Here is a 13,608-nt window from a genome sequence, read left to right on the forward strand (position 1 = left end):
ATCATTAGTTCCTGTAATTATTAAGAGATCTTCATATTTCTATAGGTGTATCCTACGTCCAAAATAAGCCCCATTTAAAGAACGAGATCATCCCCCTGCATAGGATGCCATCTCTTCCCAAAAGGACGCATTCTCATATCCCAGTTTCCAAATGGCAGCGCCTGCTATGTCATTGACTTTCATGACACCAAGCCTTGCCCCCAGGGACTCCTTATCCTCAAACCAAATCTGTACTTTGGTCCCATCATTTTGCTCATACTCAGCATAATTCTGACAGTTTTCTTCATCCCATACCTTCTCCATCCCATGAGATGCAGCATATTCCTCGGCCCAGTCCATACCTCCCGCCTGGCTTGTCACCTGATTGTCACTGGTAGTGAACCAGATCCTGGTATATGTAGGCATGCCGTTTATGATCTTGGATGGTGCCACCTCTTCGATAGTATCCAGAATGCCATTCTCTACATAGGATATGGAAGCCACACTTCCAGCTTCGCTGCTGCCATCATAGTGCTCATCATATCCCATGATCACCAGATAATCACACACTGTTCCCAGTTCTTTTCTGTGGTAATAGCTGTTTCCAAAGGGAACAGGTACATCCACGGAAAGGACCTTGTAATCTTTTCTGCATGCTATGGAAAGCTCTCTGATAAATTCTATGTAATCTTCTCCGTTATCTTCTATTATCTGCTGAGCACTGTCTCCCACAAATTCCAGGTCCACATTAACGCCGTCTATATCGTGGGAATTAAGCTCTGACATTATATTATTTATAAGAGTGGTCCTGGAATCACGCCTTGCAAGAACTCTGCCTGTGCTTCCCGATGTCAAAAATTCCTGGTTATTAAAATTATCCAGTGCAGCCCATACCTTCATTCCTCTGTCATGAGCCTTTGCCACATACGAATCCTCTGCAAAGGATACAATAGCACCTTCATTATCAGACATCTGAAACCATGTAGGTGAAATGACGTTCAGGCTGGTTGCTCCTGCGACAACTGAGTCAAATGTATCATTGCCGGCCATCCCGGCTATCATATGCCAGCCAAGGATCACCTTGCGGTCCATGCTTATTGAGCTGTAATCAGTATCAGACAAAGGCATAGGCTCTGCTATATTTTCAGTCTGATAATCTGTTAGATGCTTCTTTTCCAGGTATCCGATAATCGATGTTGCGCTTTTGACTCTTGCCCAGTCATCCAGTTCTTCCAGTATCACTACCCTGTCACCAGCCTTTAATTCTTCCAATATAGGGCTCTTGATACCGCCTCTTAGTCTGATGGCTGTATCCTTTTTCAGGCCGGCAGTAGACTCTGTGGCCTCTTTTGTATATATCTGCAGCCTGTAAGGATCTGTGTACAGGCTGTAATCCATGCTGCTGTATTCCCTTACAAATTCAATGGCCAGATAGAGTTCATCTCCGATTTTCTTTACTATTTCAAATCCGTAGTCCATCTCACTTCCATTTTCGGACTGCGCGTTGCTGCTTCCGGGTGCAGCCCAGATGATCCTGTCAGCCATAGCATAGAGGACCTCGTCATCCTCACTGCTGTAATAGAATCTGTCATTGATAAGCTCCTGCACATCGGCAAAAGACATATATACATTTCCATCTATCATGCGTGCCCTGTTTTCAAGCAGTTCATCGCCCATAATGATCGGCACTTCATCTTCCTGTGTCATGCCGTAATATTCATATAAATTTGCTTTTTCTTTGCTGTACGCAAAATGTTCGATAACCATATTTCCCGCATATACTGCTCCCAGCAGCAAAATAAGGATGATCACTATGATCACAGGTATAGCTTTCTTCTTCATCGTTAACTCCTTGCCTAATACTTGGTCTTCATGACCATCCTTAATTCTAACACATACAAAGGAGTAAATGCATGTTTTCTCCTTCTTTGCACCAAGGCGGGACCCTCCTGCAAATTTTTCCAGTATGTTGTTGCTAGTAAGGAAGTGCCGGCACCAGCCATATATTCCTGGGCCAAGGCTCAACAATATATACATTCTTGGATAAAATATCCAAGAATGTATGCAAATAGGCCATTTGAGAGCGGCTAGGGCCGCTGGGCCTATTTGCCAGCTTCATGTTCTCACGAAACACGCAGTAAATGCGTGTTTCTGAAGCTTCATGTAATAACATCTACCAAAAGGACAATCTTCCGTGATATAAATCCTTTCTGCGCTATTTGCCAAAGCTCTTCCTATGAATATGAGACACCTTTCTGTATCTGATTAAAATAGATCAAATAGATTGGGAAAATATTGTGATTTAATAGAATCCCCCCGCAATGAGAAAGCATTGCACAAAATAGTTGTTTAATGATAGAGATATGGAAATTACATAGAGAAAGCACACATAAGGCGCTCTTTCAGGTACTGAAATATAAATGCAGAAAATATAAGCAGAGTGCGGACAACAACTCTCCAAAATAAGATCAAGCATTATAAAATAATCAGCTGAACATCCCGGCAGAAACACCGGAATCTCTTGTAGAAATATCTCTTAGAAAATAATCACCCCTTTCCGGATACGTAATCTGGAAAGGTATCTCACGAGAAATTATTATATATGACTGTTATTTATAATTCAAGTCATTTTTTCATAATAAAAAAATATTAATTTTGTATCTTAGTCTGCAATTATGAGTCCTTCCTACCGATACAAATAATGAATTTATCATACTCGTAAGTTGACACAAATGCAGCCAGAATGTATCATCAGCTATGTTCGGGCCCATTATAGGAAAGATGTCAACAATAGTTCCCGAATCGGATTTCACGGATGAATTCCTGCTAACATCTGCAGGAGGAAACGGAGGAACTGATATGAAAATCGAGAAAGTAAATGACCATCAGATCCGCTGCACACTTACCAAGGAAGATCTGGCAAGGCGTCAGCTCAAAGTAAGCGAGCTTGCTTATGGTACTGAGAAAGCACGCGAGCTTTTTCAGGAGATGATGGATCAAGCAAATACACGTTTTGGCTTTAACTCAGAAGATGTTCCACTTATGATAGAGGCTATTCCCATCAATTCTGAGTGCATTGTACTGGTCATCACTAAATCTGAAGACCCTGAAGAGCTTGATACACGCTTTTCCCAGTTCGGTCCTTCTGTTTCTGATGCAAACTCTTCATATGAGAATAATGAGACTGACTTTGCAGACAGCGCCTATGAAGACGAGGAAAGCGAAGTAATGGACCTCTTCCAAAAGCTCCAGGATGGTGATTTCTCGGGTTTTCTTGATGATGCTACAGAAAAACTCCAGAAGAAATCCTCCACAAGTTCAGGATCTTCCAAACTGTCTTATGACAAGTCCATGACAGTAAAGTGTTTCAGGCTAAATGCTATGCACGATGTACTGCAGCTGGTATCTGTAATCCCCTCAAATTATGAAGGAAGATCTACACTATTTAGAGATCCGGAATCAGGTTCCTATCTTCTGGCCCTCTATGGAGACCCTGACAACAGAGCCTATATCAATATGTGCAGGTTACTGGGAGAGTACTCTCACGAGGACAACACCATAAGGAGAAGTCCCGATTATCTTGAAGAGCACTTCCCTGTTATAATCGCAGGACATGCACTTCAAAAGCTTTCCGAAGCAGGATCTTTTTAAGAATCCCTTCCATGCAAGATATTTTATGGAGCTATCACGGCAGATGATCCATCGCCGGCGTAGCTCCTTTTATAATGCCTTAATTATTTTTATCAGTTAATGATCAAAAAAGGGGCATCCCATATGGGATGCCCCTGATAATGCTCTTACGAGATCATCTATTAGTTTGCAGGATCATACATCTCTGCCAGACGCTCCAGATATGTAAGGTGATCCTTAGCATTCTGTGCATTCTGTGCATAGTAGGAATCTGCATTTGCAGGATTAGCCTTTCTCAGTGACATGTAACGAACCTCGCCATCCAGGAATTCCTGGTAGTTCTCAGGCTTAGTCTTGTTGAAGTCAACTGTAAGCTTCTTGCCTTCTGCAGCAGGGTTGAATCTGAACAGATTCCAGTAACCGCACTCAACGGCTCTCTTCTCCTCAGTCATAACACCTGTCATACCGCCGTTAACCTTGATACCATGGTTGATACAAGGAGCATAGCAGATAACCAGTGAAGGACCCGGATAAGCCTCAGCCTCACGAAGAGCCTGCAGTGTCTGGTTCATGTTAGCACCCATAGCTACCTGAGCAACGTATACATAGCCATAGCTCATAGCGATGGAAGCAAGATCCTTCTGCTTGATAGCCTTACCACCGGCAGCAAACTGTGCTACAGCACCGATAGGTGTAGCCTTGGAAGCCTGTCCGCCTGTGTTAGAGTAAACCTCAGTGTTAACAACCAGAACGTTAATATCCTTACCGGAAGCCAGAACGTGATCCAGACCGCCGAAACCGATATCGAATGCCCATCCGTCACCACCGATGATCCACTGTGACTTCTTAGCTGCGAAATCCTTATTCTTCTTGATGAATGTAGCAGCTTCGCTGTTATCAGATGCGATAGACTCAAGCATCTCGTTTGTAGCAGCTGTATTTGTATCGCCATTAGCAAATGTATCAAGATACTTCTGAGCTGCAGCATTGCCTGCTTCTGCAAGCTTCTCAGCCTGCTCCTTAACCTCATCACGCAGAGCGTTCTGAGCAAGCAGCATACCGAAACCGAACTCAGCATTGTCCTCGAAGAGGGAGTTATCCCATGCAGGACCGTGACCTTCCTCGTTTACAGTGTAAGGAGTAGAAGGTGAGGAGTTACCCCAAATTGAAGTACATCCTGTAGCATTTGCAATATACATCCTGTCACCAAAGAGCTGTGTAGCCAGCTTGATGTAAGGTGTCTCACCGCAGCCTGCGCAAGCGCCTGAGAACTCAAGGAGAGGCTTGAGGAACTGAGTTCCCTTGATTGTGGATGTCTTGAAGTGCTCAGCAACATCCTTCTTGGTAGGAAGAGTTACTGCATAATCGAAGCCTTCCTGCTGCCACTGGTTCTTAGCAAGAGCACCCATAACAAGAGTAACCTTCTCCTGCATGTTGCCAGGACAGATATTTGCACAAGATCCGCATCCTGTACAGTCAAGAGCGGATACAGTGATACCAAACTTGTAGCCATCCATACCCTTAAGGTCAACCAGCTTCATATCCTTAGGAGCATTTGCTGCTTCTTCTGCTGTCATAGCTACAGGACGGATTGCTGCGTGAGGACATACCAAAGAACAGAATGTACACTGGATACACTTCTCAGGATTCCATTCAGGAACGTTAACAGCAATACCACGCTTCTCGAATGCAGATGATCCGGAAGGTGTAGAACCGTCTGTATAAGGAGCAACCTCAGAAACCTTCAGGTTGTTACCTTCCTGAGCGTTAACCTTGGACTGGATGTTGTTAACGAAATCGACAACGTCCTTACGATCACCCTTGGCAACTGTAAACTCAAGGCCTTCATCAACTCCATCCTTCCAGGATTCAGGAATCTCAACCTTGATCAGGTTCTTGGGATCTGCACCGGCATCAATAGCCTTCCAGTTCTTCTCAACGACATCCTGACCCTTACGGCCGTATGTCTTCTGAGCAGCATCCTTCATGAACTTGATAGCATCTTCCTTAGGAATGATCTCTGTAATAGTGAAGAATGCGGACTGAAGGATTGTATTGATCCTTGTAGGACCCATACCAACTTCTACACCGATCTTGGAACCATTCATGATATAGAAGTTGATCTTGTGATCATACATGTACTTCTTAACCTGGCCGGGAATCTCTTTCTCAAGATCTTCAACGGACCAAGGGCAGTTCAGCAGGAATGAGCCGCCATCTACGATCTCCTGTACCATGTTGAACTTACGGATATAAGAAGGATTGTGGCAAGCAACAAAGTTAGCTGTCTTGATCAGGTATGTTGACTTGATGGGCTTCTTACCGAATCTCAGGTGAGACATGGTAACACCACCGGACTTCTTGGAGTCATAGTCAAAATATGCCTGAGCATACATGTCTGTATTGTCACCGATGATCTTGATGGAGTTCTTGTTAGCACCTACAGTACCGTCTGCGCCAAGACCCCAGAACTTGCAGTTTGTGGTTCCCTCAGGAGTAGTAACAAGGGGAGCACCTGCATCCAGTGACAGATTAGTAACATCATCATTGATACCGATTGTGAATTCAGGCTTGGAATCGTTGTGGAATACAGCAACGATCTGGTTAGGAGTAGTATCCTTGGAACCAAGTCCGTAACGACCGCAGAATACAGGAACTGTCTCGAACTTAGTTCCCTTAAGTGCAGAGATAACATCAAGAGCAAGAGGCTCATGAAGTGATCCGGGCTCCTTTGTTCTGTCGAGAACTTCGATTCTCTTAACAGTTGCAGGAATAGCATCAACGAATGCCTTTGTAGCGAAAGGACGATACAGTCTTACCTTAACTACGCCGACCTTCTCACCCTGCTTCTCAAGGTAATCGATTGTCTCTTCAATAGTATCGTTAACAGAACCCATAGCAACGATAACTGTCTCAGCATCAGCTGCGCCGTAGTAATTAAAGAGCTTGTAGTCTGTACCGATCTTGGCATTGACCTTGTCCATAGCCTTCTGAACGATAGCAGGGATAGCATCGTATGCAGAGTTGCAAGACTCTCTGGTCTGGAAGAAGATATCAGGGTTCTGAGCAGATCCCATCTGACGAGGATGGTTAGGGTTCAGAGCGTTCTTCTTGAAATCATCAATAGCATCGAAATCAGCAAAGCTCTTCAGATCCTCATCTGACCATACTTCGATCTTCTGGATCTCGTGAGATGTACGGAATCCATCAAAGAAGTTGATGAAAGGAAGCTTGCCTTCGATAGCGGACATATATGCAACAGGTGTCAGGTCCATAACTTCCTGTACGGAAGATTCGCAAAGCATAGCAGCACCTGTCTGACGACATGCGTAAACATCGGAATGATCGCCGAAGATGTTGAGCGCGTGGCTGGCAACGCATCTTGCAGATACATTGAATACACCGGGAAGACGCTCACCGGCAACCTTGTAGAGATCGGGAATCATAAGAAGCAGACCCTGGGATGCAGTATATGTAGATGTGAGAGCACCTGCTACAAGTGCACCGTGTACAGCACCTGCTGCACCACTCTCTGCCTGCATTTCAGTAATCTGAACGCTGCGGCCGAAGATGTTCTTCTTTCCTGCCGTAGCCCATTCATCAACATGCTCTGGCATAACTGATGAAGGTGTGATAGGGTACATAGCGGCAACTTCTGTATACGCATATGAAGCGTATGCAGCTGCTTCGTTACCGTCCATGGTTTTCATGTTTCTTGCCATTTTTTTTCCTCCTACTTAGATATAGTATGATCTTTGGCATATTGATAGAAAAAGGTTCTTGCTTATACAATTGCCGTTTTCCACAACGAACTGATTAAGAAGCTTGCGCAATTTTTGCCACAAAAGCGCAAAAAATAAACAGCAGCCAAATATATTGCTGCACATATCATGGTAGCATTATGACAGATTAATGTCAATTACCGTAAGCCTTGCAAAGCCCGACATAAGCTAGTTTTTTACATGATTTTTTTCCTCTATCTGTCTCATTAAATATACCATTAAAAGACACGGATGATTAAATAACACATAACTTCTCTTGATAAAATATTCAAATTGATATAAACTATAAGCGGCAGATGAGGCCGATATATATTTTGTACCGGTCCATAATAGTTTTATTGATATAGGAAGGAGATTAAGACAATGGCATACGTTATTAGCGATTCCTGCATCAGCTGCGGTTCTTGTGCTGCACAGTGCCCTGTTTCCGCTATCTCTCAGGGAGATTCCCAGTACGAGATCGATGCAAACACATGTATCGATTGCGGTTCATGCGCTGCACAGTGCCCTGTTTCCGCTATCTCTCAGGGATAATTTCATAAACCTGATATGAACAGGTGAATTAAGCCCGGCAGATCATTCTGCCGGGCTTTTTATGTCTGCGCCCTCATAAGCTTGCTGCAAGCAAAGCATTATGAGGGCGCATAAAAATATTAATGCCTTTCAAGATTTGCAAATTTGGTAAACTTGGGCATCCAGAGCAGATCCACTGTTCCGATAGGGCCGTTTCTCTGCTTGGCTATAATGATCTCCGCAATTCCCTTTTTCTCAGAATCCTTATTATAGTAGTCATCTCTGTATATGAACATGACCATATCCGCATCCTGCTCGATAGCTCCGGATTCACGAAGGTCGGACATCATAGGTCTGTGGTCCGGTCTTTGTTCTACTGCTCGGGAAAGCTGTGACAGAGCTACAACAGGCACATTCAGTTCCCTGGCCAGAGCCTTGAGTGATCTTGATATTTCCGCAATCTCCTGCTGCCTGGATTCGGATCCCTTACCTCCGCTGGTCATCAGCTGAAGGTAATCTATGAATATGATCTTTAGATCATGCTCGATCTTATACTTTCTGCACTTGGACCTTAACTCCTGGACTGAGATACCGGGGGTATCATCTATTATCAGATTGGAGGCACCGATCATATCCGCACTGTCGATGAGCTGTTCCCATTCACCATCACTCATCTTACCTGTTCTAAGGCTCTGAGCTTCAACATGGGATTCCATCGCCAATAGTCTGTTGACCAGCTGCTCCTTACTCATTTCCAGCGAGAATATAGCACAGGTCTCACCTGATCTGAACGCCATATACTCTGCTATGTTAAGCGCAAATGCCGTCTTACCCATTGAAGGCCTGGCCGCTATCAGTATCAGATCCGAGGGCTGGAAGCCGGCAGTATCATAATCCAGATCCGTAAATCCCGTAGCTATGCCTGTTACCGCTCCGCCATTTTTACTGGCTGCTGCGATCTTGTTCAAAGCGTTGACAACTACATCCCTGATAGGCACATAGTCTCCGCCCTTCTTCTGCTGGACTACGTTGAATATATCCTTCTCAACATTTGCCAGTATAGTCTCCAGATTATCTGTTCCCTGGTAGCAATTACTGCTGGTAGTCTCACACACTTTGATAAGTTTTCGGAGCGTCGCCTTGGAGCTCACGATCTGAGAGTAGTATTTGACATTGGCAGAAGTAGGGACTCCCGATACCAGCCTGAGTATATATTCTGTCGATGAATACTCCGGCGGAACATTTTTCTCTAACAATCTCTCCTGAAGGGTGATCTGATCAACAGGTTTACCCTCTCTATTCAGTTCTGCAATAGTATCAAAAAAGACTCCCAGCTGCCTGTTATAGAAATCATCACCGGTGATATACTCCGTTGCAATCTCTATAGCCTCCACGTCCATGATCATGGCACCTACTACGGACTGCTCAGCTTCTTGGCTGTGTGGCGGGACTCTTTTAAGCATCAATTCTTCATCAGCCATACAAGATAAAACCCCTGACTTTTATTCTATCCAGCTTCTGCGATCACGCTTCGCTGATCTCAAGCTTTAATTTTCCTGTCACCTGAGGATGAAGCTTAACAGCCACTTCATATTCACCGCAGGTCTTGATGGCATCTGCCAGTACGATCTTTTTCTTGTCAATCTCCATATCATACTGGTCCTTGGCTGCCTGAGCGATTTCCTTGCTGGATATAGAACCAAAAGACTTGCCGCCCTCACCTGTCTTAAGTGTCAGCTTTAGGACCTTGCCATCCATATCTGCAGCAAAGGCTTTTGCTGCATCCAGCTTTTCCTGAGCCATTTTCTCCTCGTACTTTTTTTCCGCCTTAAGCTTGGACATATTGGCAGGAGTGGCTTCAACACCCAGTTTTTTCTTAAAGAGCATGTTGTTGGCATAACCATCACTTACATTTACAATATCTCCCTTTTTGCCAAGAGATTTAACATCATCCAATAAGATTACTTTCATTTGATCTCACCTTCCTCTATCATTTTATCTAGTGTTTCCTTAATGATGCCGATCGCCTCTGTCACTGTGATACTCTCCATCTGGCAACCGGCCACGGTCATATGTCCACCGCCGCCCAGTCTCTCCATGATCACCTGAACATTTACTTCATCTATAGACCTGGCGCTGACATAGACCGTATTCTGATAATGAGTACATACAAAGCTTGCCTTGATGCCCTTGATATTGAGCAGTTCATTAGCTGCCTGGGCGCCTATTACAGTAGGACTATCGATATCCTCACTGCTACAGGTGGAAATAGCATACACACCCTTGTATATCTCAGCCTGACTTACAGCATCAGCTTTTGCCTTGTATTCCTCAGCATTTTCCCGGAACAGCTTTCTCACCCTGATAACATCTGCACCGTGTCTTCGCAGAAAAGCTGCAGCTTCAAAGGTCCTGACACCGGTCTTTTGCATAAAGTTATTGGTATCTACTACTATTCCCGAATACATGCAGTCTGCCTCAAGAGAGGTCATCTTCACATCATCCCCGATATACTGAAGGATCTCAGATACCATTTCACAGGCTGATGACGCATAGGGCTCTACATACGAAAGAGTAGCATTCTCAATTGTCTCACTTCCCTGCCTGTGGTGGTCAAGAACTACTATATTCTTGCAGTTTCTCAAAAGTTCCGGGCAGTCAGTGATAGAGGGTCTGTTAACATCTACCACAATAAGGACTGTCTTCCTTCCCATCATCTCAATAGCCTGCTGGGAACCTACGATCATATCCTCGGAATATTCGCTGTTGGATTTGAAGAGATCCAATAAGGGCTTTATGGATGTGGTCACATCATTTAATACTATATGACAATTTTTCTCAAGAGATTTGGTAATACGATATATACCAATGGAAGCACCAAAGCTGTCCACATCTCCCATTCTGTGTCCCATGACCAGAACTGTATCATTGGCCATGATAATCTCTCTAAGGGCGTGAGCCTTCACTCTTGCTTTGACCCTGGTACTCTTCTCTACCTGCTGACTCTTGCCTCCGTAATATACAAGGTTATCAGGAGACTTCACTACTGCCTGATCTCCTCCTCGTCCAAGAGCCAGATCAATAGCAGTCCTTGCAAATTCATAATTCTGCGCATAAGACAGACCGTTAACACCTACGCCTATACTAAGAGTCACTCCCATCTCATTACCAATGCTCACATTCTTGACTTCATCAAGGATGTCAAATCTGGACTCCTGCAGCTGCTGCAAACTCTTCTTTGGCATGATGACAAAATACTTGTCCTTTTCCGTCTTGGTAACTATGCCGTTAGATCTTGCAATATACTTATTGATCTTCCTATCGATCAGAGCGATCAAGAGAGATCTCCTGACTTCCTCGACACTAGCCAGTGCTTCATCATAATTGTCAAGGTAGATAAGGCCCGATGCCAGAGACTGATCATCTATCTCCTGTACAGCCAGCTTCAGAGCAGTCTCATCAAAGAGATAGAGCATGATCAGATAGCCTTCATAATCATCGGTATCTATGATATCACTATTCCTTCCAATCTCAGAAAGAGGAATATGCCTCATCCTCAGTGAATAATTGGACTGACCATAGTCCAGATCCATCTGGACCTCCTCATCCGCTTCCATGGGGAATTTATCAACAGTCACAGTGGGAAAAAAGTTACTTATAGGCTTATGACAGCCCTTTTCCTCATGTATGATCTTCTCAAATTCTATGTTAGTCCACACAATCCTGCCGGTCTCATCAATAAGACAACTTGCAAGGTCCATCTCCCTTAGTAAAGTCTTCTGGATCTGACCATACTCAGTAGCAAAGCTGATAAGCTCGTTCATTATCAGCGGCCTCGTGCGGACATTCATCAGTATTACTACAATAGAATAGCATATTGAAAAAATAGCAAGAATAAGCCCTGCATGAAGACCACCAAAGGCAAATACGGCGATGTTCACAACCCACAGGAACATAGTAAGATAAGTAAAAACGGATAAGAAAGTCTTAAGACGCCCCTTAAGCCTGATTTTGCTTTTTTTCATAGAATTCCCCTCCACTCCTATCCTGCATTATACCATGTAATCCTCTAGCTTGCATTCCCCCAAATTTACGCTAAAAAAGACACTTCTTAGAATTATCTCTAAAAAGTGTCTTCAAAATCAATTATATGCCTTGCAGGAATTAGTCCTGTACGTAGGGCATGATCGCAAGGTGTCTTGCTCTCTTGATAGCAACAGTGATCTCTCTCTGGTGCTTAGCGCAGTTACCGGTGATCCTTCTGGGAAGAATCTTGCCGCTCTCAGAAATATACTTTCTAAGTGTAGCTGCATCCTTGAAATCAATTGCATGATCCTTACCGCAGAACACGCATACCTTTTTCCTTCTGTGCATGCCGCCCTTTCTGCGAGGTGCATCAGCTCTGTCCTTATTGAAAGCCATTTGATTGCCTCCTATTCGAATAATCAATTGAACGGCAAATCCTCATCGATTCCTTCAGGAATATTCATAAATCCATCAACTGCCGTTCCCTGACCAGCTGCAGGAGCAGATGAACCATTAGGAGCCTGATAATCAGAGCCACCATTTGAATTCTTACTCTCTGCGAATTCCTGATCTTCTACAACAACTTCTGTAGTATATACTTTGACACCATCTTTGTTGGTATAAGAGCCTGTCTGGATCCTGCCGGATACACAGATCTTGGTGCCCTTATGCAGATATTTCTCTGCAAATTCACCGGACTTGCCAAATGCAACACAGTTGATAAAATCAGCTGTCTGCTGGTCATCTCCCTGTCCCCTTCTGGCAAAACGTCTGTCGACCGCCAGTGAGTATCTTGCAATTGCAAGAGGTGTATCACCCTGGCTGTATCTAACCTCCGGATCTCTTGTTAAGCGTCCCATAAGTATAACTTTATTCATTTTAGTCCTCTTTCTTATGCCTCGTCGCTTCTAACGCATAAGTATCTGATGACATTGTCTACGATGCGAACACGGTGCTCGATCTCTGCGGGAGCAGTGGGCTCAGCATCAAAGTGAATGAAGTAGTAGAAACCTTCTGTCTGCTTCTCGATCTCGTAAGCAAGCTTCTTCTTACCCCAATCGTCGACATTTGTCACTGTACCGCCAAAACGCTCGATCAGTGCCTTGCACTTATCAACAGCGGCAGTCTTCTGCTCGTCATCAACACCTGCGCTGACAACAACGGCTAATTCGTACTTGTTCATGCTGTTTGTTACCTCCTTTTGGTCTCTGGCTTCTACTTGCATAAGCGGCTCGTCACCGCAGCAGAAGCAAGGAATTTATATCACGGAGTTTTATTCTAGCACAAGGTGTTATTTATTGCAAGTAATTTTTTATGCCTCCGTATTTTGTATGAAGTGAAAAGTTAAATTCCACTTCAAAGGGGTGAAAGTTGAATTTAGTCTTACACCAAATTCCACTTCATCTTACGTGGAATTTACTCTTACACTTAAGGCGGCGCTTCCTTCGATAACGAGTGAACATCCCTGTGAGCCAGAGCACCAAGATTCAGTTCTTTGGAGGAGGCCGAGGTCTGGGGCAGAGCCCCAGGTTATGTTCATGTATCAGTACAGAATGTAGTGTCTTTCCTGCGTACAATGGAGATTCGATAACGGTATGACTGTAACTCATGTTCAGTTCCCCGTTATCGGCGTAGACTTCGCGCGCAGGAAAGCGAGCCTGTCAATAGGACCGTGGAA

Annotated in this window: 10 protein-coding genes; 2 read left to right on the plus strand and 8 right to left on the minus strand. The window is 44.2% G+C overall.

Annotated features, from left to right (window positions below):
- Positions 1-87 precede the first annotated feature (87 nt).
- Positions 88-1,821: a glycosyl hydrolase family 18 protein gene (locus G636_RS0103685; RefSeq protein ID WP_026506926.1), complete on the minus strand. Its 1,734-nt coding sequence runs from the start codon at positions 1,819-1,821 to the stop codon at positions 88-90.
- A 939-nt stretch (positions 1,822-2,760) separates the two neighbouring features.
- Here G636_RS0103685 and G636_RS0103690 point away from each other — a divergent pair.
- Positions 2,761-3,630, plus strand: a complete 870-nt coding sequence (locus G636_RS0103690) for an adaptor protein MecA (RefSeq protein ID WP_196803022.1) — start codon at positions 2,761-2,763, stop codon at positions 3,628-3,630.
- Between the two features lie 161 nt (positions 3,631-3,791).
- On the opposite strand, the gene nifJ is transcribed toward G636_RS0103690, so the two are convergent.
- Positions 3,792-7,331 (minus strand): pyruvate:ferredoxin (flavodoxin) oxidoreductase, encoded by a 3,540-nt coding sequence (gene nifJ, locus G636_RS0103695; RefSeq protein WP_026506928.1) that lies wholly within the window; start codon positions 7,329-7,331, stop codon positions 3,792-3,794.
- A 423-nt stretch (positions 7,332-7,754) separates the two neighbouring features.
- Between nifJ and G636_RS0103700 the strand changes: the two genes are divergently transcribed.
- Positions 7,755-7,925, plus strand: a complete 171-nt coding sequence (locus G636_RS0103700; RefSeq protein WP_026506929.1) for a DUF362 domain-containing protein — start codon at positions 7,755-7,757, stop codon at positions 7,923-7,925.
- A gap of 119 nt (positions 7,926-8,044) precedes the next feature.
- On the opposite strand, the gene dnaB is transcribed toward G636_RS0103700, so the two are convergent.
- From dnaB to rpsF, 6 genes are all read right to left on the minus strand, one after another.
- The gene (gene dnaB / locus G636_RS0103705) at positions 8,045-9,385 is read right to left on the minus strand and encodes a replicative DNA helicase (RefSeq protein ID WP_026506930.1); all 1,341 of its coding nucleotides are present in this window, start codon (positions 9,383-9,385) and stop codon (positions 8,045-8,047) included.
- Positions 9,386-9,428: 43 nt separating this feature from the next.
- The gene (gene rplI / locus G636_RS0103710) at positions 9,429-9,875 is read right to left on the minus strand and encodes a 50S ribosomal protein L9 (protein ID WP_026506931.1); all 447 of its coding nucleotides are present in this window, start codon (positions 9,873-9,875) and stop codon (positions 9,429-9,431) included.
- Positions 9,872-11,929, minus strand: a complete 2,058-nt coding sequence (locus G636_RS0103715) for a DHH family phosphoesterase (protein ID WP_035778648.1) — start codon at positions 11,927-11,929, stop codon at positions 9,872-9,874. The genes rplI and G636_RS0103715 overlap by 4 nt, the downstream gene beginning before the upstream one ends.
- Before the next feature lie 139 nt (positions 11,930-12,068).
- Positions 12,069-12,326 carry a 30S ribosomal protein S18 gene (gene rpsR / locus G636_RS0103720; RefSeq protein ID WP_026506933.1) on the minus strand — a complete coding sequence of 86 codons (258 nt, stop codon included), beginning with the start codon at positions 12,324-12,326 and terminating at the stop codon, positions 12,069-12,071.
- Between the two features lie 23 nt (positions 12,327-12,349).
- Positions 12,350-12,808, minus strand: coding sequence for a single-stranded DNA-binding protein (locus G636_RS0103725; RefSeq protein ID WP_026506934.1), 459 nt, complete (start codon positions 12,806-12,808; stop codon positions 12,350-12,352).
- A 14-nt stretch (positions 12,809-12,822) separates the two neighbouring features.
- Entirely contained in the window at positions 12,823-13,113 is a 291-nt protein-coding gene (gene rpsF / locus G636_RS0103730) for a 30S ribosomal protein S6 (protein WP_026506935.1), read from the minus strand.
- Positions 13,114-13,608: the final 495 nt, after the last annotated feature.

This window comes from Butyrivibrio sp. MC2013 (assembly GCF_000424585.1).
Lineage (GTDB): Bacteria > Bacillota > Clostridia > Lachnospirales > Lachnospiraceae > Butyrivibrio.

What these genes read in the sequence shown, in the direction of transcription:
- G636_RS0103685 (WP_026506926.1), bottom strand. Translation starts at nt 1,821, where the DNA reads ATGAAGAAGAAAGCTATACCTGTGATCATAGTGATCATCCTTATTTTG.
- G636_RS0103690 (WP_196803022.1), top strand. Translation starts at nt 2,761, where the DNA reads ATGTCAACAATAGTTCCCGAATCGGATTTCACGGATGAATTCCTGCTA.
- nifJ (WP_026506928.1), bottom strand. Translation starts at nt 7,331, where the DNA reads ATGGCAAGAAACATGAAAACCATGGACGGTAACGAAGCAGCTGCATAC.
- G636_RS0103700 (WP_026506929.1), top strand. Translation starts at nt 7,755, where the DNA reads ATGGCATACGTTATTAGCGATTCCTGCATCAGCTGCGGTTCTTGTGCT.
- dnaB (WP_026506930.1), bottom strand. Translation starts at nt 9,385, where the DNA reads ATGGCTGATGAAGAATTGATGCTTAAAAGAGTCCCGCCACACAGCCAA.
- rplI (WP_026506931.1), bottom strand. Translation starts at nt 9,875, where the DNA reads ATGAAAGTAATCTTATTGGATGATGTTAAATCTCTTGGCAAAAAGGGA.
- G636_RS0103715 (WP_035778648.1), bottom strand. Translation starts at nt 11,929, where the DNA reads ATGAAAAAAAGCAAAATCAGGCTTAAGGGGCGTCTTAAGACTTTCTTA.
- rpsR (WP_026506933.1), bottom strand. Translation starts at nt 12,326, where the DNA reads ATGGCTTTCAATAAGGACAGAGCTGATGCACCTCGCAGAAAGGGCGGC.
- G636_RS0103725 (WP_026506934.1), bottom strand. Translation starts at nt 12,808, where the DNA reads ATGAATAAAGTTATACTTATGGGACGCTTAACAAGAGATCCGGAGGTT.
- rpsF (WP_026506935.1), bottom strand. Translation starts at nt 13,113, where the DNA reads ATGAACAAGTACGAATTAGCCGTTGTTGTCAGCGCAGGTGTTGATGAC.